At 63.9% G+C, this 20,354-nt stretch carries 18 protein-coding genes and 1 riboswitch; of the genes, 8 read left to right on the forward strand and 10 right to left on the reverse strand.

Annotation, left to right across the window (positions count from 1 at the left end):
• Positions 1–165 precede the first annotated feature (165 nt).
• Positions 166–1,359 (forward strand): glycoside hydrolase family 5 protein, encoded by a 1,194-nt coding sequence (locus tag GR158_RS01630; protein ID WP_160869542.1) that lies wholly within the window; start codon positions 166–168, stop codon positions 1,357–1,359.
• 43 nt (positions 1,360–1,402) lie between these two features.
• Here the strand turns inward: GR158_RS01630 and GR158_RS01635 are convergent, their stop codons facing one another.
• From GR158_RS01635 to GR158_RS01675, 9 genes are all read right to left on the reverse strand, one after another.
• Complete coding sequence (locus GR158_RS01635; protein ID WP_160869544.1) at positions 1,403–2,926, reverse strand: globin-coupled sensor protein; 1,524 nt, start codon at positions 2,924–2,926, stop codon at positions 1,403–1,405.
• Between the two features lie 257 nt (positions 2,927–3,183).
• Entirely contained in the window at positions 3,184–3,885 is a 702-nt protein-coding gene (locus GR158_RS01640) for a ParA family protein (protein WP_160869546.1), read from the reverse strand.
• A gap of 219 nt (positions 3,886–4,104) precedes the next feature.
• Positions 4,105–5,250, reverse strand: a complete 1,146-nt coding sequence (locus GR158_RS01645; protein ID WP_134651171.1) for an iron-containing alcohol dehydrogenase — start codon at positions 5,248–5,250, stop codon at positions 4,105–4,107.
• Positions 5,247–6,632, reverse strand: coding sequence for an aldehyde dehydrogenase family protein (locus GR158_RS01650; protein WP_160869548.1), 1,386 nt, complete (start codon positions 6,630–6,632; stop codon positions 5,247–5,249). The genes GR158_RS01645 and GR158_RS01650 overlap by 4 nt, the downstream gene beginning before the upstream one ends.
• A 118-nt stretch (positions 6,633–6,750) precedes the next feature.
• Complete coding sequence (locus tag GR158_RS01655; RefSeq protein ID WP_134651175.1) at positions 6,751–8,121, reverse strand: glutamine synthetase family protein; 1,371 nt, start codon at positions 8,119–8,121, stop codon at positions 6,751–6,753.
• Between the two features lie 74 nt (positions 8,122–8,195).
• Positions 8,196–9,251 carry a TRAP transporter substrate-binding protein gene (locus tag GR158_RS01660; RefSeq protein ID WP_160869550.1) on the reverse strand — a complete coding sequence of 352 codons (1,056 nt, stop codon included), beginning with the start codon at positions 9,249–9,251 and terminating at the stop codon, positions 8,196–8,198.
• A 135-nt stretch (positions 9,252–9,386) separates the two neighbouring features.
• Positions 9,387–10,709, reverse strand: coding sequence for a TRAP transporter large permease subunit (locus GR158_RS01665; protein WP_160869552.1), 1,323 nt, complete (start codon positions 10,707–10,709; stop codon positions 9,387–9,389).
• Positions 10,706–11,215 (reverse strand): TRAP transporter small permease subunit, encoded by a 510-nt coding sequence (locus GR158_RS01670; protein ID WP_134651181.1) that lies wholly within the window; start codon positions 11,213–11,215, stop codon positions 10,706–10,708. The genes GR158_RS01665 and GR158_RS01670 overlap by 4 nt, the downstream gene beginning before the upstream one ends.
• 135 nt (positions 11,216–11,350) lie before the next feature.
• Positions 11,351–12,112: an N-formylglutamate amidohydrolase gene (locus tag GR158_RS01675; RefSeq protein WP_134651183.1), complete on the reverse strand. Its 762-nt coding sequence runs from the start codon at positions 12,110–12,112 to the stop codon at positions 11,351–11,353.
• A gap of 191 nt (positions 12,113–12,303) precedes the next feature.
• On the opposite strand from GR158_RS01675, the gene GR158_RS01680 reads away from it, so the two are divergent.
• The 7 genes from GR158_RS01680 (at position 12,304) to GR158_RS01710 (ending at position 19,497) form a co-directional block, all read left to right on the forward strand.
• Positions 12,304–13,185, forward strand: coding sequence for a MurR/RpiR family transcriptional regulator (locus GR158_RS01680; protein WP_160869953.1), 882 nt, complete (start codon positions 12,304–12,306; stop codon positions 13,183–13,185).
• Between the two features lie 100 nt (positions 13,186–13,285).
• Positions 13,286–14,389, forward strand: coding sequence for an ABC transporter substrate-binding protein (locus GR158_RS01685; protein WP_202402115.1), 1,104 nt, complete (start codon positions 13,286–13,288; stop codon positions 14,387–14,389).
• Positions 14,390–14,472: 83 nt separating this feature from the next.
• Entirely contained in the window at positions 14,473–15,363 is an 891-nt protein-coding gene (locus GR158_RS01690) for an ABC transporter permease subunit (protein WP_160869955.1), read from the forward strand.
• Complete coding sequence (locus GR158_RS01695) at positions 15,360–16,142, forward strand: iron ABC transporter permease (RefSeq protein ID WP_134651191.1); 783 nt, start codon at positions 15,360–15,362, stop codon at positions 16,140–16,142. Before GR158_RS01690 ends, GR158_RS01695 begins: the two co-directional genes overlap by 4 nt.
• 9 nt (positions 16,143–16,151) lie before the next feature.
• Positions 16,152–17,213, forward strand: a complete 1,062-nt coding sequence (locus tag GR158_RS01700; protein ID WP_134651193.1) for an ABC transporter ATP-binding protein — start codon at positions 16,152–16,154, stop codon at positions 17,211–17,213.
• Positions 17,214–17,317: 104 nt separating this feature from the next.
• Positions 17,318–17,464, forward strand: a riboswitch (FMN riboswitch).
• 85 nt (positions 17,465–17,549) lie between these two features.
• The gene (locus GR158_RS01705) at positions 17,550–18,026 is read left to right on the forward strand and encodes a 6,7-dimethyl-8-ribityllumazine synthase (protein WP_134651195.1); all 477 of its coding nucleotides are present in this window, start codon (positions 17,550–17,552) and stop codon (positions 18,024–18,026) included.
• Positions 18,027–18,342: 316 nt separating this feature from the next.
• The gene (locus GR158_RS01710) at positions 18,343–19,497 is read left to right on the forward strand and encodes a PotD/PotF family extracellular solute-binding protein (RefSeq protein WP_160869556.1); all 1,155 of its coding nucleotides are present in this window, start codon (positions 18,343–18,345) and stop codon (positions 19,495–19,497) included.
• A gap of 13 nt (positions 19,498–19,510) precedes the next feature.
• On the opposite strand, the gene GR158_RS01715 is transcribed toward GR158_RS01710, so the two are convergent.
• Positions 19,511–20,224, reverse strand: coding sequence for a L,D-transpeptidase (locus tag GR158_RS01715; protein WP_202402116.1), 714 nt, complete (start codon positions 20,222–20,224; stop codon positions 19,511–19,513).
• Between the last annotated feature and the right edge of the window lie 130 nt (positions 20,225–20,354).

Raw genomic sequence — 20,354 nt, forward strand, 5'->3', positions numbered from 1 at the left:
CGGGAAGCGACGGAAGAAATGAGCCGGCCTCCTGGCCGGCTTTTTCGTTCAAAGCGTGATGGGGAAACCAAGAACCCGCCATCACCTGACCTGAAATCGCCCGATTTCACCCCGAGAGAGCGCTTAGATCGTCCGAAACGGACGAAAGCCCTTCTTCGGTGATCCATGTTTGCAAAACTCCGTCCGGCCCTGATCAGCCTCGCGCTTGCCGCCACGCTCCCCCTCCCGGCCGCCGCCGCCGATCTCATGACCTTCTGGGATGCTCCGCGAAAGGGCGGCAACAGCTTCAATACGGCCGCCCCGGACGCGGCTTATTTCAAGGCGCTGGCCGCCACCGGTGCGACCTGGGTGCGCCTCACCTTCAGCAAGTGGAAAGGCGAAGGCCGCGACTTCCTGCTCGGCGACGCCGACCGTTACACCGGCCTTCCGCACGCCGACCTCGCCGAGCTCCTCACCACCCTCGATGCCGCACATGCTGCCGGGTTGAAGGTCGTGGTGACGCCGCTCAGCCTTCCCGGTGCGCGCTGGAAGCAGCAGAACGACGGGAAATTCGATGACCGGCTCTGGTCGGATCCCGCCTTTGCCGACCAGGCCGTCGCCTTCTGGCGCGACCTTGCGCAAGCCTTGAAGGATCACCCCGCCATCGCCGCCTACAATCTCCTCAACGAGCCGGCGCCGGAAAAGACGACCGGTCTCGTTGAAAACGGCACGATGGAAGACATTCTTGCCTGGCAGGCCAAGCACGCGAACACGCCGCGCGACCTGCCGAAACTCTACGCCCGGCTGATCGAGGCGATCCGCACCGTCGACCCCGTCACCCCGGTCATGGTGGACAGCGGCTATTATGCCGGTCCGCGCTCCCTCGCAGCATGGCCCACGCCACTGGACGACGACAAGGTGCTCTATGCCTTCCACATGTACGAGCCCTATGACGCGACCAGCGCGCCCAACATGACGCGCGACACCCCGCTTTCCTATCCCGGTGTCGAGACGACCTATGCCGGCGGCAAACAGAAATGGGATCGCGATGCCGTCGCCCGCCACATCGGCGCGGCCTTCGACTGGGCGCAATCCCAAGGGCTGCCGGCGACCCGCATCGTCGCCGCGGAGTTCGGCTGCATGCGTCTGTGGGCGGATTGCGGCACCTATCTCACCGACGTGATGGATGCCGTCGAAGCGCGTGGCGGCCACTGGGCCTTCTATTCCTTCCGCGAAGACGAATGGGACGGCATGGATTACGAACTGCCGCCCAAGGTGAAGCCCGGCCAGTTCTACTGGCTGTCCGGCCAGGGCAAGGCGGATACGCTGCCGCGGAACGGCAAGCTGATGGACCTTCTGAAGACGCGCATGCAGAAATGAAAAAGGCCGGGTCCTTGCCCGGCCTTTCGTTGAAGGGTGTGGTTCACGCCGCCCTTGTATAGCCCGAGCCCTGCGCCGGCCGTGCGGTGCCATCGGTGCGGAAGGTGGAGAGCTGTGCGGCGATGGAGGCCGCCTCCTGCGTCAGCGCCTGGCTGGCGGCATTGGCCTGCTCGACCATGGCGGCATTCTGCTGGGTGATCTGGTCCATCGCATTGACCGCCTGGTTGACGGCCTGGAGGCCGGTTGCCTGTTCGGCGGTGCTGGCGCGGATGGTGTTGAACACCGAACTCACCTCCACGACCTGCGAGACGATCTGGCGCAGCGACTGGGCCACTTCGTTGACCGAGCGCACACCGCCTTCGACCTGTCCATGGGACTTGGCGATGAGATCCTGGATATCCTTTGCCGCCTCGGCGCAGCGCTGTGCGAGTGCGCGCACTTCCGAAGCCACCACCGCGAAGCCGCGACCCGCTTCGCCCGCGCGCGCGGCCTCGATACCGGCATTGAGCGCCAGCAGGTTGGTCTGGAAGGCGATCTCGTCGATCACCTCGATGATGTTGGCGATGGCGGCGGACGACGCCTGGATTTCGCCCATAGCGGAGATCGCCTCTTCCACCACCTCGCCGCTGCGTTGCGCGTTGTCGCGCGCGGCCATGACTAGCGCATTGGCCTCGTTGGCGCTTTGCGCGGTCTGGCGGACGGTGGTCGTGACCTGCTCGACGGCGGCCGCCGTCTCCTCCAGATTGGCGGCCTGCCGCTCGGTGCGCTTGGCAAGATCGTCGGACGCAGACGCGATTTCGCGCGCGCTCAGATGGATCGATCCCGCGCCGACGCCGATATTGCCGATGGCCTGCGACAGGGCCGAAATGGCGTGATTGAAGTCCTCGCGCAGTGCGCCATAGGCTTCCGGCAGCGGACCGGTGATGCGCGCGGTCAGGTCGCCGTCCGAAATGCGCTTCAGTGCCGCGCCGAAAGCATCGCTGACGAGCTGGCGCTCTTCGGCGAGAACCTGCGCCTGCACCGCCTGCTGCTTGGCGACGTCGGACGTGTCCATATAGACCGAGATGGACAGGTCCATGTCGAGGAAGATCGCCTTGACGAGGCTGCTGATCCGGGCGGCAAATTCGTCAGGCGCGATTTCCGCCCGCGCGAAAAGCCCCTTCTTCGGCCAGAGCGAACGAACCGACTCCGTCAGCAGATGCTCGATGATCAGCGCGTAGCCACCGATATACCAGCGCGGCTCGAGCCCGATGCGCGCATGGACATGCCCGATCGTCGTGACCTTGGTGGCGTAATCGGCGGTGAAATCGCCGGCGGCGATATTGGCCCAGTGCCCGAGCTGCGCATTCTTCGCGCGGTTCATGTGGGCGTCGTTCGAAAAGAGGTGGTTCACCTCCGGGCTGTTGCGCACGACGGAATAGAACTTGTCCAGTGCCGGGCCGAGCTCCTTCTCGATGAAGGGCTTCAGGCTGCGCAGCCGTTCCAGCGCGGCAGCGTCCAGGCCGAGGTAATCGAGACGGCGGGCAATATCGTGATTGGGTCCGGCAGCGGGCGATAAGGACTTCATTCTGAAAACAACCCCGGAGAAAATGGAGAATGTGAAAGCGGCACGGTTCCATCGGGACGGCAGGCCTCACGGCATGCGCGCGTCCGCGACCCATCATGGGTCTTTCAGAAGGCACAAGGCCTTCCGTGGATGGCTTTCTGATGCGCCACTCTTAGATATGCATGGTAAATTGTTGATTACCGCGCGACCCGATTATCCGTATGATCCGGCTGCACAAATCGTCGCAGCCGGTCCTGCAATTCCATCAAGATTTCCGGTCACGCCGCCAGCCGGGACAGAGCGCCCGCCCTGCGGCGGCGCGCGGGAACGAGCCGAAGCACCTCCAGCGCGAGAAGCCGTGCATTCTCGCGCGCCTTGTCGAGGTTGCTCACCTTTGCCGGGTCCATCGTGGCGAGCGTGCCGCCGCAATCGAAGATGTCGCGGAACGCCGTGCGCTCGGCAATCGGCGTATCCAGCACATGCACGCCCTTGGCCGACAACAGCGCCTTGATGGCGGTCATGGCGCGGGTGGTCACCAGTGCGTTCATGCGCGTCAGGACCACGGAATGGGCGATGCGGATGCCCGCCTTCTCGGCAAGCTGGCCCAGCAGGTCGAGGATATGCGCGGCGCCACGCGCATCCATCGCACAGCCCTGCACGGGGATCATCACATGGTCGGACAGGCCGATGGCGGTGGCCACGAGCGCATCGCGCGCACCGGCGAGGTCGATGATGAAATAGTCCGTCGTATCCCGGTTCTCGCGGATGTGGCCCTGAAGGGATGCCATCGACACCTCGGAGATCACGTCGATGTTGCGCTGGCGGCCGGTCACATCGTGCCAATGGCTGATCCAGCGCTGCGGATCGGCATCGAGGATGGTGACGCGATATCCCTGGTTTGCAAGCTCGGTCGCGAGGATCAGCGCTGCGGTGGTCTTGCCCGCGCCGCCCTTGGCATTGGCGAATGTGATGACTGGCATGGCGTTCCTCTTACGATGCGGGCGAGCGGCGTCATCGCTCTCTTCAGGGCGCCGGAAGGAAATGGCGTCGGTTAATCGAATCTTTCAAAACAGGGTTAACGAAATGCAAATATCCGCCCCGCCAGGAATTGGCAGACGGCCGAAAACCCGGCCGGAAAAACGAAGAAGCCCGGAAAACCAAGGCTTTCCGGGCTTCTATTAAATCTCACGGGTGAGAAGTCAGATGCACTCGATAAAGAGCCGCTTGGCAGCCTCGAGCGTGAGTTCCACCGGGTTGCCGCCCGCGGTGGGATCGACGATCGCCATCTCCGCCATTTCGTCGATACGGTCCGTGCCGACGCCGAGCGCCGAGAGCTTGTCGGGAACGCCGAGCTCCTCGCGCAGCCGGAGCACGTAGTCGAAGAAACCGTCGAAACCACCGGCAATGCCGAGATAGGCGGCGGCGCTGGCGATCTTCGCCTCGATGGCCGGGCGGTTGAAGGTCAGGACCGGCGGCATCACGACGGCATTCGTCATGCCGTGATGCGTGTTGTAGATCGCGCCGACCGGATGCGACAGCGAGTGGATCGCGCCGAGCCCCTTCTGGAAGGCGACCGCACCCATGGCGGCGGCCGACATCATATGGGCGCGCGCCTCGATATCGGTGCCATCCTTGTAGGCGCGCGGCAGGTATTCCTTGACGAGACGCATGCCCTCCAGCGCGATGCCCTGGCTCATCGGGTGGTAGAACGGCGAGCTGTAGGCTTCCAGGCAATGGGCGAAGGCGTCCATGCCGGTGCCGGCGGTGATGACCTTCGGCATGCCGACAGTCAGTTCCGGGTCGCAGATCGTCACGGACGGCAGGAACTTCGGGTGGAAGATCACCTTCTTGGTGTGCGTCTCGGAATTGGTGATGACGGAGGCGCGGCCGACTTCCGAGCCGGTGCCGGCCGTCGTCGGCACGGCGACGATCGGCGCGATGCCGTCGGAATTGGCGCGCGTCCACCAGTCGCCGATATCCTCGAAGTCCCAGACGGGCCGCGTCTGGCCGGCCATGAAGGCGACGGCCTTGCCGAGGTCGAGGCCGGAGCCGCCGCCGAAGGCGACGACGCCGTCATGGCCGCCGTCCTTGAACGCCTTGACGCCGGCTTCGAGGTTCTTGTCGTTCGGGTTCGGGTCGACCTCCGCGAACATCGCCCGGCCGAGGCCTGCGGCATCGAGAATGTCGAGCGCGCCCTGGGTGATCGCCATGGTCGAAAGACCGCGGTCGGTGATCAGCAGCGGCTTCTTCATGCCGACGGCCTTGCAATGGTCGGCCAGTTCCTTGATGCGCCCTGCCCCGAACTTGATCGCGGTCGGATAGCTCCAGTTGGCGGTAATGGTCATGCGAGTGCTTTCCTGAAGTGGTAGGATTTCGGGCGGGTCAGGTTGTGGAAGCCGATGACGGAGAGCGAGCCGCCGCGGCCCGTTTCCTTCACGCCCGTCCAGCACAGCGCCGGATCGAGATAATCGGCGCGGTTCTGGAACACCGTGCCGGTCTCCAGGTCGCGGGCGATGGCGGCGGCGCGCTCGCTGTCCTTCGTCCACAGCGAGACGGTGAGGCCGTACTTGCAGTCGTTCATCAGGGCGAGCGCTTCGGCGTCGCTCTTCACCTTCATGATGCCGACGGCCGGGCCGAACGTCTCTTCCGTCATGAATTCCATGGAGTGATCGACATCGACGAGGATCTGCGGGGCGACATAGGCGCCGCCGTCATCGGCCGGAAACAGCTTGGGATCGACCAGAGCCTTGGCGCCCCTGGAGACGGCGTCGGCGATCTGCGACCGCACGGTCGCGGCAAAGCGCTTGTGCGCCATCGGGCCGAGCGTCGTTTCCGGGTCCAAGGGGTTGCCGAGCTTGTAGTTGGAAACCCAGGCCACCGACTTCTCGACGAACTCGTCGTAGAGCGCCTCGTTGACATAGATGCGCTCGATGCCGCAGCAGCACTGCCCCGAATTGTAGGTCGCACCGTCCATCAGCGTGTCGACGGCGGCGTCGAGATCGGCGTCCTCCATCACATAGCCCGGATCCTTGCCGCCGAGTTCGAGACCGACAGGCGTGAAGGTGCCGGCGGCGGCGCGCTCGATGGCGCGGCCACCTTCGACGGAGCCCGTGAAGTTCACGAAGTCGAAGGCGTTGCCGGATATCAGCGCCGAGGTCGTGTCATGGTCGAGGAACACGTTCTGGAAGACATCTTCCGGCACACCGGCCTCGTTGAAGGCGCGCACGAGGCGCTCGCCCACCAGCAGCGTCTGCGCGGCATGCTTGATGATGACGACATTGCCGGCCATCAGCGCCGGCGCGATCGTGTTGATCGCCGTCATGTAGGGATAGTTCCACGGCGCGATGACGAAGACGATGCCGTGCGGCTCGCGCTCGATGCGGCGCTCGAAGCGCTCGGAATTCTCGATGACGATCGGCGCCAGCGACGAGCCGGCGATCTCGGCCACATAGTTGGAGCGCTCGTTGAAACCCTTGAACTCGCCGCCGTAACGGACCGGGCGGCCCATCTGCCAGGCGATCTCAGGCACGATCTCGTCGGCCATCTCGTTGACGCGGGCAACGCCCTTCAGCACGAGCTGGATACGTTCGTCGAGCGGGCGCTTCGCCCAGGCCTTCTGCGCCTTCTTCGCGCGGGCCACGGCCGCCTGTGCGCTTGCCAGCGGCATCGCCTCACGCTCGGCGTAAACCGAGCCGTTCACGGGGGATATGCATTTGATCACAGTCATGATCGATTTCCTGTTTCAGATATGAACTTTCCGCCGGACAATAGCCGATCCAGCCACGCGGCAAATATCCCTGAAGGGCTATGCGCCGGCGCCGGTTCGACCTTGACTGGCTTGAGCCTTACGCCCTCTCGAAGCCGCGCGCCACCTCCCAGTCGGTGATGCGGCGATCGTACTCCTCCTGCTCCCATTCTGCCGCGCGGACATAGTGGTCGATGACCTCGTCGCCAAAGGCCTCGCGCAGCATGTTCGAGCCCTTCAGCACCGCGGTGGCCGCGCGCAGGGTCTTGGGGATCTCGCGAATGTCCTTGCCGCCATAGGCGTCGCCCTCGAAAGGCGCCTCCAGTTCCAGCTTCTGCTCGATGCCGGCAATGCCGGCGGCGAGCAGCGCTGCCATCGCCAGATAGGGATTGAGGTCGGAGCCGCCGACGCGGCATTCGATGCGGATGGCCTTCGTGCCCTCGCCGCACAGGCGATAGCCCGCCGTGCGGTTGTCCTTGCTCCAGATCGCCTTGGTCGGCGCAAAGGTGCCGGCGACGAAGCGCTTGTAGGAATTGATATAGGGCGCGAGGAAATAGGTGATCTCGCTGGCATGGGCGAGCAGCCCGGCGACATAGTTCCGCATAAGGTCGGACATGCCGTATTTGGCTTGCCCGTCGAAGAACTTCGCCTCCTTGCCGTCGAGGCTCCACAGCGACTGGTGGATATGTGAGGAGGAGCCGGCGGCGTTGTAGTTCCACTTGGCCAGGAACGTCACGGCCTTGCCGCGCTGCCAGGCGATTTCCTTGGTGGCGTTCTTGATGATCGAATGCCGGTCGGCCATCGTAAGCGCCTCGGCATAGCGCACGTTGATCTCCTCCTGACCGGCCGAGGCCTCGCCCTTGGAGTTCTCCACCGGAATGCCCGCACCCTGCAGGCCGTTGCGCAACGCGCGCATCACATCCTCTTCCTTGGTGGTCTGGAAGATGTGGTAGTCCTCGTTGTAGCCGCTGACCGGCAGCAGATCGCGATAGCCGCTCTCGCGGGCATGGTCGTAGGTCTGGTCGAACAGGAAGAATTCGAGCTCGCTTGCCATGAAGGCCTTGAGGCCCATTGCCTCCAGCCGCTTCACCTGCTTCTTGAGGATGGCGCGCGGCGAATGCGGCACTTCTTCATGGGTATGGTGGTCGAGCACGTCGCACAGCACCATCGCCGTGCCCTCCAGCCAAGGCAGCTTGCGCAGCGTCGCAAGGTCCGGCTTCATCGTATAGTCGCCGTAGCCCGCCTCCCAGCTGGTGGATTTGTAGCCCGAGACGGTTTCCATCTCCATGTCGGTCGCCAGCAGGTAGTTGCAGCTGTGCGTCTCCTCGTAAGCGCTGTCGACGAAGTACTGCGCGTGGAACCGCTTGCCCATCAGGCGCCCCTGCATGTCGACAAGGCAGGCGAGCACGGTGTCGATACGGCCCTCGGCCACATCCTTCTTGAGATCATCGAACGTGTAGGTCGTCGTCATGGGGCGGTCCTGCGGGGTTATGTCATGGTGATGAACCGGGCCTTGGCAGGCCCGGTTCGATAGCGTTGATATCATCAGCCGTTGACGTAGGGCGGGCCGGCCTTGTTGATGATGGCGTTGTATTCCTCGAAGATCTTGACGACCTTGGCGGCCGTCTCGCCCTGTTCGGCGATTTCCTTCCAGAACACCTTCGCCGCGTCTTCGACGGCCTTCCACTCCGCGGCCGGGATGCTGGTGAGCTTGAGCTTGGTGCCCTCGGCACGCAGCTTCGCCTCGCCACCCCAGTACCACTGGTCGCGGTAGTTGTTGCCGGCTTCGATGGCCGTCATGACCAGCTTCTTCAGGTGATCGGGCAGTTCGGCCCACTTCTTCTCGTTGACGAAGAACGAGCCGATCCACGCACCAGAGATGTTGTTCGTCAGGAAGTGGTCGGTCACGTCGGCCCAGCCGACCGTGTAGTCCTCGGTGATGCCCGACCAGGCCATGCCGTCGAGTTCGCCCGTCTGCACGGCGACCTGCGCATCCTCATAGGGAATGGTGACAGGCACGACGCCGAACTGCGTCAGGAAGCGGCCCGCGGTCGGGAAGGTGTAGAGACGCAGCCCCTCGAGATCCTTGAGCGAGGTGATCGCCTTCTTGGTGTTGAAGTGGCACGGGTCCTGGCCCGACGACGACAGCCAGACGACGCCGCCGACTTTTTCATAGGAGGTCTTCCAGATATCGGCGAGACCGTACTGCTTGAACAGCACGGGCACGTCGAGGATCTGTTTGGTGGCGAGCGGGAAATAGCCGCCGAAGGTTGCGACATCCGCCGGCGAAGCCATGGAATCGTCGTCGGAATGCACCGCGTCGATCGTACCGGCCTGGAGCGCGCGGAAAAGCTCGCCCGTCGGAACGATCTGGTCGGCGAAGTACAGTTCGATCTCCAGCTCGCCCTGCGCCGTCGCATTGATGGCGTCGATGATCGGCTTGGTGACGTGTTCGCCGAGTGCCGCACCCGCATAGGTCTGGAAACGCCACTTGATGGCCGTCTGGGCCTTCACGACCGCAGGTGCCGCGAGCGTTGCGGCGCCGGCCGCACCGATGGTGGCCGCGCCGGCACGCGTCAGAAATTGCCGTCTGTTTGTCATAGCTCTATCCCTCTGGTTCTACATCTTGGTTTTGCCGGAAACGGCCGTTCATTCCGGTCGGAAAATCATCGTTCTTCTATCGGCCTCGTCCAAAGTCCATCGAATGCCCGGCGGCGTGCGCCGCCGGAAATCCGGTTATTTGCTGTAATAGTTGTTCGGCAGCCACGTCGCGATGTCGGGAAACACGCCGATGATGATCAGGCTCGCCACCATGATGCCGACGAAGGGCCAGATCGATTTGTAGATGTCCCGCATGCCGATCTCGGGCGGCGCCATCGCCCGCATCATGAACAGGTTGTAGCCGAAGGGCGGGGTGATGTAGGCGATCTGGCAGGTGATCGTGTAGAGCACGCCATACCAGACGAGATCGAAGCCCAGCTTCTGCACCAGCGGGATGTAGAGCGGCGCGACGATGACGAGCATCGCCGTATCGTCGAGGAACATCCCCATGATCAGGAACGAAAGCTGCATCAGCACCAGCACCTGCCAGGGCTCCAGGCCGAGATCGCCGAGGAAGAAGCGCTCGATCGACTTGACCGCGCCCAGACCGTCGAACACGGCGCCGAAGCAGAGCGAAGCGATCAGGATCCACATGAACATGCAGGTGATGCCGAGCGTCTTCTGCAGCACGTCGTTCCACAGCCGGGCGCTGAGACGCCCGCGCCACCAGGCGACGAGCGCCGAGCAGATCGCGCCGACCGCCGAGCTTTCGACAAGGCTCGCGATCCCGCTGAGGAACAGCCACATCATGAGCACGAATATGCCGAGCGGTACGATGCCCGCCGAGAGCAGCCGCACCTTCTCGCGGAACGGCACATTGCGCTCCGAGAGCGGCAACGCCGGACCGAGCGCCGGGTTCACGCGGCAGCGCACATAGACGTAGATCGCCATCAGCGCCGCCATCATCAGACCGGGCAGAAGGCCGGCAAGCCAGAGCTGGCCGACCGGAACACGGGCGATCATGCCGTAGAGCACCAGCACCACGCTTGGCGGCAGCAGGATGCCCAACGTCGAGCCGCCCTGCACCACGCCCGTCATCATGACCTTGTCATAACCGCGACGCAGCAGTTCCGGCAGCGCGATGGTCGCGCCGATCGCCATGCCGGCGACGGAAAGGCCGTTCATGGCGGAGATGATGACCATGAGCCCGACGGTTCCGAGCGCCAGACCGCCATTGATCGGCCCCATCCAGACATGAATGGCCTTGTACATGTCCTCGGCGATGCCCGATTCCGAGAGCATGTAGCCCATGAACACGAACATCGGCACCGTGAGCATCGGATACCATTTGACGAGCTTCATGGCGGACGAGAAGCCCATCTCGGAGCCGCCCTCGCCCCACAGCAGGAAGGCGGCCACGACGCCGACGAAGCCGATCACGGCGAAGACGCGCTGCCCGGTGAGCAGCAGCACCATCATGCCGGCGAACATCGTGATTGCGATGAATTCATAGCTCATGCGATCGGCCTTCCCCGCAATTCGGCGATATCCTTGAAGAGCGAGGAGAGCGACTGCGCGAGCATCATGAACACCCCGAATGTCATGACGATCTTGATCGGCGCCATGTAGGGCGCCCAGGCGGTGAAGCTCTTTTCGTTGAACTGAATGGCGTAGGTCGTGCTCGAAATGCCGCCATAGAGCATGAAGCCGAGGAAGACGATCAGCGCAACCGAGGTCACGATGTCGAAGATCGCCCGCTTGCGGGCCGACCAGGTGCCGTAGAACAGGTCCATGCGCACGTGATCGCCGGTCTGCATGGCGAAGGCGCCGCCGAGCATGTAATAGGCGGCCATGGTGAACTGCGCGGATTCGAGCGTCCAGTTCGCCGGCAGGCGGAAGGCCTTGGACAGCGACGAGTACAGGAGGATCGCAAACATCGCGAAGATCAGATACATCGCGAAAATGCCGACACGCCGGTTGAACGTGTCGACGAAGCGCACATAGCTCTTGATGACATCAGGCATGGTTTCCGCCTCCGTCGGCAGCAACGGCATTTTCAGCCGGCCCATTCCTCAAATGCGAAAACGCAAGCATTCGCCTCGCCTCTCCAGTTCGTGTTCAGTTCCGTTTCCACGGGCCGTTCGTTCCCCGGTCTTTTTTTATTCTATTGCCGACAGGGCCGCGCCGAGCAGTCCCGCAAGATAGCCGGCCACGACCTTCTGGCCGGCTTCATTCTGAATGAGGTCGTTGCGGACCTCGATCATCACGTTGGGCAGGCCCTTGGACAGGCCGTGCTCGCGAAGCGTATGCGTCACGCCGTCCTCGGGGCCGTAAGGCTCGTTGCGGCGGATGGTATAGGGGCCGTCCGTGCCAGCGGCCGCCAGCATGGCATCGGCAAGGCGCGTATCGGCGTCGTGCAGGATGCCGATCTCGACATCGCGCGGCTTGCCGAAATAGACCGGCGTGAAACTGTGCATCGTCACGATGACGGGCGGCCTGCCCTCTGCGATCCGCGTCTCCACGAGGCCGCGCAGCCGGTCGCGGAAGGGAATGTAGAGCGCCCGCGTGCGGGCATCGCGCGCCGCCTGGTCGAGTCCGGCATTGCCCGGCACGTCGAAGACCTCGCTCTTTGCCGGCATGGCCGCCGGCGATTCCGGCGGGCGATTGCAATCGTAGGCGAGACGGGAGAAGCGCTGGAACAGCAGCGTGGCGTCGAGTTGCTCCGCCATCAGCCGCGAAACGGCGAGTGCCCCCGGATCCCAGGCGATATGGCTGGCAAGCGCCTCGGCGGAAAGGCCGAGCGTGCCGAGCGAGGCCGGCAATTGGCGCGATGCATGCTCGCACACCAGGATCACCGGGCCCTGCGCAACAGCATTCTCCAGGGCGACAGGGTCGCCCTCCTCTCCAGTCAGAATTCCCATAGCCTGATCCCCTCGACCGGCTTTTTTCGTTGCTGAAAAGAATTCTTCACTGGACAGCCGCTGTCAACCGCCGTGTGAAAAAATCTCTTCAAAAAAACATTTGACTCGCATTGTAACAGGGCGTTTTATCGTCGAAACCCCGGCGGAGACCGGGGCTGCAGGGGAAAAATTTGACACTCAATCAAGCATCCATGACGGTGTCGGATGTGATCTCTGCCCACTTCGATGCGCTGACGCGCGCCGAACGGCAGCTCGCCACATCATTGCTCGACAACTACCCGGTCTCCGGGCTGGGCAGCATCACCACGGTGGCGGACAATGCCGGCGTCTCGACGCCCACCGTCGCCCGCATGGTGCAGAAGCTGGGCTTTCGCGGCTTCCCGGATTTTCAGGCGCGCCTGCACCACGAGCTGGAGGCGACGCTCTCCAACCCCATCACCAAGCATGACCGCTGGGCCGCCAATGCGCCCGGCACGCATATCCTCAACCGCTTCGCCGATGCGATCATGAACAACATGCGCCAGACGCTCTCGCAGGTGGAGACCGCCGACTTCGACAGCGCGAGCGCCCTTCTGGCCGACCGCCAGCGCAGCATCTACATCATCGGCGGGCGCATCACGAAGGCGCTGGCCGACTATCTCTTCACGCATCTTCAGGTCATCCGCCCGAACGTCACGCAGATCGCCGCCAACCCCGCGTCCTGGCCGCACTACGTTCTGAACATGAAGGCCGGCGACGTGCTGGTGATCTTCGATATCCGCCGTTACGAGCAGGAGATGGAGACGCTGGGCCGCGTGGCACGCGAGCGCGGCGTCGAGATCGTGCTCTTCACCGATCAATGGGCGTCACCCGTGGCCAAGGCCGCCGCGAAGGTATTCCGCGTGCATATCGAGGCACCCTCGGCCTGGGATTCCTCCGTCGTCACGCTCTTCATCATCGAGGCGCTGATCGAGGCCGTCCAGAGTTCGGGCTGGGAGGAAACCAGCGACCGAATGAAGACGCTGGAGGGCCTGTTCGAGGCCAGCCGGCTTTTTCGCAAGCCCCGGCCGGAGGTGCCGGACAAACCACGATAAACAAAAGAAAAAAGCGATACGGAACTGTCACATAAGGTTCACGCGCCACCAGTATCAGCTTCGCCGAAGTTGACTGACACACAAAAGGAGAACACCCGTGATGTCATCTACGAAACGTCTGCTCTCGCTCTCCACAGCGCTTGCGATCGCCCTTCCCTCGCTCGCCCTTGCCGAGCCGAGCGCCGAGCTCATCGAAGCTGCCAAGAAGGAAGGCATGCTGACCACCATCGCCCTGCCGCACGACTGGTGCGGTTACGGTGACGTCATCGCCTCCTTCAAGGCGAAGTATCCGGAAATCCAGGTCAACGAACTGAACCCGGATGCCGGTTCGGCCGACGAAGTCGAAGCCATCAAGGCCAACAAGGACAACAAGGGCCCGCAGTCGCCCGACGTGATCGACGTCGGTCTCGCCTTCGGCCCGCAGGCCAAGGCCGAAGGCCTGCTGCAGCCCTACAAGGTCTCGACCTGGGACGAAATCCCCGACACGATCAAGGACGCCGAAGGCTACTGGTACGGTGACTACTACGGCGTGATGTCGTTCCTGGTGAACAAGGACCTTGTCCCCAACACGCCGAAGGACTGGGCCGACCTCCTGAAGCCGGAATATGCCGGCCAGGTCGCTCTCGCCGGCGACCCGCGCGCCTCCAACCAGGCCATCCTGGGCGTTCTCGCCGCCGGTCTCGCCAAGGACGCGAAGTCCGGCAAGGAAGCCGGTGAGGCAGGCCTCGCCTACTTTGCGGAGCTGAACAAGGCGGGCAACTTCGTCCCCGTCATCGGCAAGTCCGGCACGCTGGCGCAGGGCTCGACCCCGATCGTCATCGCATGGGACTACAACGCGCTGGGTTGGGCCAAGACGCTGAACGGCAACCCGCCGACCGAGGTCGTGGTTCCGGAAAAGGGTGTTCTCGCCGGCGTCTACGTCCAGGCGATTTCTGCTTATGCCCCGCACCCGAACGCGGCCAAGCTGTGGATGGAACACCTCTATTCCGACGACGGTCAGCTCGGCTGGCTTAAGGGCTATTGCCATCCGGCACGCTTCAACGCCATGGTCAAGGCCGGCAAGGTTCCGCAGGACCTGATCGATGCCCTGCCGCCGGCTGCATCCTATGAAAAGGCCTACTTCCCAACCCTCGAGGAAGTGGACGCCAACAAGGCTGCCGTCACCGGCGCATGGGACAGCGTCGTCGGCGCGAACGTGCAGTAAGCAACACTCTCCATCGCCCCGGCTGTCCGGCCGGGGCGATGGCTGTGGTCCGCCCGTGCGGCAACCCCTTCGAGGTCATCGTGATGCCATCAGACAGTTCAGCCGCCCGACAGCCGACGCGCGAACCGTTCCGCCTCCCGCTGCACTGGCTGGGCGCGTTGCCGTTCGCGATCTTCGTCCTGCTGTTCCTGATCATGCCGACGATGCGCATCGTCATCGGCGCCTTCCAGACGCCGGAAGGCAGCTTCACGCTGGACAATATCCGCGGCCTGTTCACCACCTCGATCATGTCGGCCTACTGGATCTCGATCAAGATCAGCATCGCCTCGGCCCTGCTCGGTTGCCTGATCGGCTTTTCGGTCGCGGCCGCCGCCGTGCTCGGCGGTTTGCCGAAATGGATCCGCAGCCCGCTTCTCACCTTTTCCGGCGTGGCCTCCAACTTCGCCGGCGTGCCGCTCGCCTTCGCGTTTCTCGCGACGCTCGGCCCCGTCGGCCTCATCACGGTGTTCCTGCAGACCCAGTTCGGCATCAACCTGCGCGCGCTCGGCTTCAATCTCCTGTCCTTCTGGGGCCTGACGATCACCTATCTGTTCTTCCAGATTCCGCTGATGATCCTCATCATCACGCCGGCGCTCGACGGCTTGAAGCGCGAGTGGCGTGAGGCGGCGCAGATCCTCGGTGCCACCAACACGCAATACTGGCGCATGGTCGCCTTCCCGATCCTGCTGCCGTCGTTCCTGGGAACGCTGGCACTGCTGTTCGCCAATGCCTTCGGGGCTGTGGCCACGGCCATCGCGCTCACCGGTTCCTCGCTGTCCATCGTGCCGATCCTGCTTTTCGCGCAGATCCGCGGCGACGTGCTCGGCAACCCGCATCTCGGCTATGCCCTCGCCTTCGGCATGATCGTCGTGACCGGCGTCGCCAACACCATCTACATATGGCTGCGTGCGCGCAGCGAAAGGTGGCTGAAATGAAGAAGTTCTGGGCCTGGGGCGCCCTTATCTTCGGTCTGCTCTATTTCATCCTGCCGCTGATCGGCATGACCAACTTCTCCCTGAAGATGCGCCGCGGCGTCTATTCGCTCGATGCCTATGCCGTCGTGCTGGGCGATCCGCGCTTCCAGGAGACCTTCACCTATTCCATCCTGATGGCGCTCGCGACCATCGTCTTCGGCGTCGTGCTGGTGGTGCCGACGGCCTATTGGGTCCGCCTCAAGCTGCCCGGCCTTCGGCCCTATATCGAGTTCGTCACGCTGCTGCCGCTGGTCATTCCGGCCATCGTCATCGTCTTCGGCTATATCAGGCTCTACAACACATCGAGCTGGCTGCCGCTGACGGGATCGATCACAGGCACCAACATCCTCCTGATGTTCGGCTATGCCACGCTGGCGCTGCCCTACATGTATCGCTCCGTCGATACGGGCCTGCGCGCCATCGACATCGCCACGCTGACGGAGGCCGCCCAGAGCCTCGGTGCCGGCTGGACGACGATCCTCGCCAAGATCATCCTGCCGAATGTGCTGGTCGCGGTTCTCTCCGGCGCCTTCCTGACCTTCGCCATCGTCATCGGCGAGTTCACCATGGCCGCCCTTTTGAATCGCCCGGCCTTCGGCCCGTACATGCAGCTGCTCGGCGCCAACCGCGCCTATGAGCCCGCGGCACTCGCGGTCATGTCCTTCGTCCTCACCTGGGGCTGCCTCGGCCTGATCCAGCTTGTCTCCCGTTTCCAGAAGGGCGCGCAAAGCCCCGCCTAAGGACCCTTTATGAGCTTCCTGACCCTCACCAGCCTCCAGAAGTCCTTCGGCCCCGTTCAGGTCGTCAAGGATTTCAACATGTCCATCGAGAAGGGCGAGTTCATCTCGTTCCTCGGTCCGTCCGGCTGCGGCAAGACCACGGTGCTGCGCATGATCGCCGGCTTCGAGACGCCCTCCGGCGGCACCATCACCATCAACGGCAAGAGCCAGGCAAACCTGCGCCCCAACCAGCGCAACATCGGCATGGTCTTCCAGGCCTATGCGCTCTTCCCGAACATGAACGTCGCCGAAAACGTCGCCTTCGGCCTCAAGGTCGCCGGTCGTCCCAAGGCGGAGATCGACCAGCGCGTCAAGGAAATGCTCGGCCTCATCAAGCTCGACCACCTCGCCGACCGCTACCCCTACCAGATGTCGGGCGGCCAGCAGCAGCGCGTGGCGCTCGCCCGCGCGCTCGCACCGAAGCCGCAGGTCCTTCTGCTCGACGAGCCGCTGTCGGCCCTCGACGCCAAGATCCGCGTATCGCTGCGCGAAGAGATCCGCATGATCCAGCAGCAGCTGGGCATCACCACCGTCTTCGTCACGCACGACCAGGAAGAGGCGCTGTCGATCTCCGACCGCATCGTGGTCATGAATGCCGGCCGCGCCGACCAGATCGGCGCGCCCGCAGACATCTACAACCGCCCCGCCACGCGCTTCGTCGCCAACTTCGTCGGCACGCTGAACCTCATCGAGGCGAAGGTCGTCGATCCCGCCTCCAACCGCGTGTCGATCGGCGACCAGGGCGTCACCCTGCGAGAACCGCTCGGCGACGTGAAGGCGGGTGACACGATCTCGCTGGCGCTGCGCCCCGAGGCCGGATCGATCGCGCCGGATGCCAAGGGCGATACCGCGCTGTCCGGCGAGGTGGTCTCCACCAACTTCCTCGGCTCGGTCATCCGCACCCGCATGAAGGTCGGCGAAAGCATCATCTCCTTCGACATGTTCAACAGCCCGGGCCTCGTGCCCCCGGTGGTGGGCGAGACGGTCACGCTGCGCTTCGTGGCAAGCGACCTGCTCATTATCCGCGACTAGCCGTTCATTCCAGCCTTCCGGCGAAGGTTGGAAAATTCTGTCGTGAAAGTCGCTCTTTGCGTCGCCCGCGGATTTGATCCGCGGGCGTTTGCCCGTTATGGTCCTGATGTTCTCAGGGCGGGGTGAAACTCCCCACCGGCGGTATCCGGAGCAATCCGGGAGCCCGCGAGCGCCTTCCGCAAATGGAAGGGTCAGCAGATCCGGTGCGATGCCGGAGCCGACGGTCACAGTCCGGATGAAAGAGGGCAAGCAGGACCACCGCCGCGCTGGCGGACAACCTGCATGTTCGCCCAAGGGGACCGTTGAAAAATGGCTCAACCCTTGAAAGGCCTAGACATGAATGCGAATGCCACCCCCTCCTCCCGTATCGCCGTCATCCGCGCCCGCTGGCATGCCGGCATCGTCGATCAGGCGGTCGATTCTTTCGTCGCCGAATGGAAAGCGCTTGGCGGCCGCGCCGAGGATGTCGACGTGATCGACGTGCCGGGCGCGCTTGAAATTCCGCTCCATGCCCAGCTGCTCGCCCGCACCGGCAAATATGCCGCCATTCTCGGCGTCGCGCTCGTCGTCGACGGCGGCATCTACCGCCACGATTTCGTCGCCGGCACCGTGGTGGATGCCATCGTGCGCGTCGGCCTCGATACCAATGTACCGGTTCTCTCCGCCGTGCTGACGCCGCACAACTTCCAGGAATCGGAAGCGCATATCGCCTTCTTCCGCGATCATTTCGTCATCAAGGGCAAGGAAGCCGCCAACGCCGCGCGCCAGATCATCGACGCCCGCGCGCAGGCCGCTCTCGCCGCCGTCGCTTGAATCGACGCATCAACGACCGGAATCGTCCTGCCAGCGCATGGCGATAACGCGTTGAAATGACAAGAGCAGACCCGGCGTCGGCCGGGTTTGCGATGGTCCCGAACGCCGCGCGCTGCCGTGCCGGACGATCCCGCCGGCATGCTCGCTGCACCGCACAAGTCCCAATGTGGGGTGCGCGATTTACGGATAAATCACCTCTCCCGGCTTACCATGCGTGCGACCGCCTGTTGCGCGGGCTCGTTTCCGGCGGCCACCGGCATGCCCGTCCTTCCGGCCCGTGGCAGCGAGGCCGACTTAACGGCAGGGGAACAGCGCGATGTCGAAATGGTTCAGCAAACATGACGCGATGGAGGCCGGCGCGCTGACGGACACCTTCATGCGCCTCAAGCGCGGCTCGATCACCCGGCGCCATTTCCTGGGTGTCACCGGCCTTGGCCTTGCCGCCGCCGTTCTTGCCCGCCAGCCGGGGTTCTCATCGGCCGCCCATGCGAGCGACGATCTTGGATCGAGCATGTCGATCGCGACATGGCCGAACTATCACGACCCGGCGACGTTCGAGGCCTTCACCGCTGCCACGGGCGTCGCGGTAGAGGTGAACATCTTCGGTTCGAACGAGGAGATGCTGGAGGCGCTTCGAGCCGACAGCGCCCGATGGGACCTGTTCGTGCCGACCAACTACACGATCTCCACCTATGCCCGCCTCGGCCTGATCGAACCGCTCGACCTGCCCCGCCTGCCGAATTTCGATGCAGGCACCCAGAATGCCCGCTTCACCAGCCAGGGCACCGCCGAGGGCAAGGTCTATGCGCTGCCGAAGAACTGGGGCACGACCGGCATCGCCTACAACACGGACAAGGTGAAGGTCACGAGCTGGAAGGAGTTCTTCGCAGCCGCCATGGACGAGGCGGACGGCCGCGCGATCGTGCACGACTACCAGCTCACCGCCATCGGCAACGCCCTCGTCTCGCTCGGCTTCTCCTTCAACTCGGTGAAGCCCGGGGAACTTGCCAAGGCGGAGGAACTGCTGCTTGAGGTCAAGCCGCATCTCTATACCGTCACCAGCGACTATCAGCCCCCCATGCGCGGCACCGATGCCTGGATGACCATGTGCTGGACCAGTGACGGCGCGCAGCTCAATCGCGACGTGCCCGAGATCGCCTTCACCCTCGGTTCGGACGGTGGCGAGATCTGGTCGGACTTCTACGCCATTCCGAAGAATGCGCCCAACAAGCCGGCCGGCTACGCGCTGTTGAACTTCCTGATGGACCCGCAGAATGCGGTGCGCGAGCACATCGCCAACGGCACCCCGGCCACCGACAGCCGCGTCGTCGCCCTGCTGCCGGCCGAAATCACCGGCAACAGGATCGTCTATCCGGACGAGGCCGCCCTCACGCCGCTCGAATTCGGCGCCGCCGTCACGCTCACCGATCCGGCCCGCGCCGAGATCATGGCGCGGTTCAAGGCCGCCTGAGCGGCAACCGGCCTCAGACCGAGCCCAGCGGTCCCTGATGCACGACGATTCGCGCGTGATAGGGCACGCGCTTGTAGAGATCGATCACGTCCTGGTTGACCAGCCGCACGCAGCCCGACGAGGTCGCCTTGCCGATCGATTTCCATTCCGGCGAGCCGTGCAGGCGGTAGAGCGTGTCCTTCCCGTCCTGGAAGATATAGAGCGCCCGCGCGCCGAGCGGGTTCTTGATACCGGGATCCATGCCGCCGTTCTCGACGGAATACCGGGCAAGGCTCGGCGTGCGCGCGATCATGTCGGCCGGCACCTTCCAGCGCGGCCAGGGCTGGCGCCAGTGGATGATGCCCTCGCCCTCCCAGGCAAAGCCGTCGCGGCCGATGCCGACACCGTAACGCATTGCCGTGCCGCCGGGCTCGACCAGATAGAGGAAGCGGCCGGGCGTATCCACGACCACGGTGCCCGGTGCTTCGCCGGTCGGATCCTTCACGCGCTGGCGATAGTATTTCGGGTCGATCTCCTTGTAGGGGATCGCGGGAATGAGATGCCCGCCATCCTCGACGGCCGCATAGCGCGCGGCAAGCTCCTCGTCCGTCGCCGGGACGATCGGGTAGCTGACCCTCTGCGGAACGGGCACGTTCTTCACGCCGCCTTGCGTGGTTGCGCACCCCGCCAGCGTCGCTGCAGCCCCCATGAGGAAGGCCCTGCGCGAGAAGACACCGATCTCAGACATTTCTGGAAACAACTCCTGCAAATCCCGTATGGATGCAGGATCGCTAGCCAACGGCGATGCCGGCGGCAAGCAATTGGAAGATCACATCTTCGGGATGCACAGCGTTACCGTCGCCGCCGTTGCCGTGACG

It is taken from the genome of Shinella sp. AETb1-6 (genome assembly GCF_009826875.1).
Lineage (GTDB): Bacteria > Pseudomonadota > Alphaproteobacteria > Rhizobiales > Rhizobiaceae > Shinella > Shinella sumterensis.

Excerpts from the sequence above, each read along its gene's own strand:
- GR158_RS01695 (WP_134651191.1), top strand. The coding sequence starts at position 15,360 with ATGAAGAAGTTCTGGGCCTGGGGCGCCCTTATCTTCGGTCTGCTCTAT.
- GR158_RS01660 (WP_160869550.1), bottom strand. The coding sequence starts at position 9,251 with ATGACAAACAGACGGCAATTTCTGACGCGTGCCGGCGCGGCCACCATC.
- GR158_RS01630 (WP_160869542.1), top strand. The coding sequence starts at position 166 with ATGTTTGCAAAACTCCGTCCGGCCCTGATCAGCCTCGCGCTTGCCGCC.
- GR158_RS01665 (WP_160869552.1), bottom strand. The coding sequence starts at position 10,709 with ATGAGCTATGAATTCATCGCAATCACGATGTTCGCCGGCATGATGGTG.
- GR158_RS01715 (WP_202402116.1), bottom strand. The coding sequence starts at position 20,224 with ATGTCTGAGATCGGTGTCTTCTCGCGCAGGGCCTTCCTCATGGGGGCT.
- GR158_RS01670 (WP_134651181.1), bottom strand. The coding sequence starts at position 11,215 with ATGCCTGATGTCATCAAGAGCTATGTGCGCTTCGTCGACACGTTCAAC.
- GR158_RS01635 (WP_160869544.1), bottom strand. The coding sequence starts at position 2,926 with ATGAAGTCCTTATCGCCCGCTGCCGGACCCAATCACGATATTGCCCGC.
- GR158_RS01655 (WP_134651175.1), bottom strand. The coding sequence starts at position 8,121 with ATGACGACGACCTACACGTTCGATGATCTCAAGAAGGATGTGGCCGAG.
- GR158_RS01700 (WP_134651193.1), top strand. The coding sequence starts at position 16,152 with ATGAGCTTCCTGACCCTCACCAGCCTCCAGAAGTCCTTCGGCCCCGTT.
- GR158_RS01685 (WP_202402115.1), top strand. The coding sequence starts at position 13,286 with ATGTCATCTACGAAACGTCTGCTCTCGCTCTCCACAGCGCTTGCGATC.
- GR158_RS01645 (WP_134651171.1), bottom strand. The coding sequence starts at position 5,250 with ATGACCATTACCGCCAACTGGAGCTATCCGACCGCGATCAAGTTCGGG.
- GR158_RS01650 (WP_160869548.1), bottom strand. The coding sequence starts at position 6,632 with ATGACTGTGATCAAATGCATATCCCCCGTGAACGGCTCGGTTTACGCC.
- GR158_RS01675 (WP_134651183.1), bottom strand. The coding sequence starts at position 12,112 with ATGGGAATTCTGACTGGAGAGGAGGGCGACCCTGTCGCCCTGGAGAAT.
- GR158_RS01690 (WP_160869955.1), top strand. The coding sequence starts at position 14,473 with ATGCCATCAGACAGTTCAGCCGCCCGACAGCCGACGCGCGAACCGTTC.
- GR158_RS01680 (WP_160869953.1), top strand. The coding sequence starts at position 12,304 with ATGACGGTGTCGGATGTGATCTCTGCCCACTTCGATGCGCTGACGCGC.
- GR158_RS01640 (WP_160869546.1), bottom strand. The coding sequence starts at position 3,885 with ATGCCAGTCATCACATTCGCCAATGCCAAGGGCGGCGCGGGCAAGACC.
- GR158_RS01710 (WP_160869556.1), top strand. The coding sequence starts at position 18,343 with ATGTCGAAATGGTTCAGCAAACATGACGCGATGGAGGCCGGCGCGCTG.
- GR158_RS01705 (WP_134651195.1), top strand. The coding sequence starts at position 17,550 with ATGAATGCGAATGCCACCCCCTCCTCCCGTATCGCCGTCATCCGCGCC.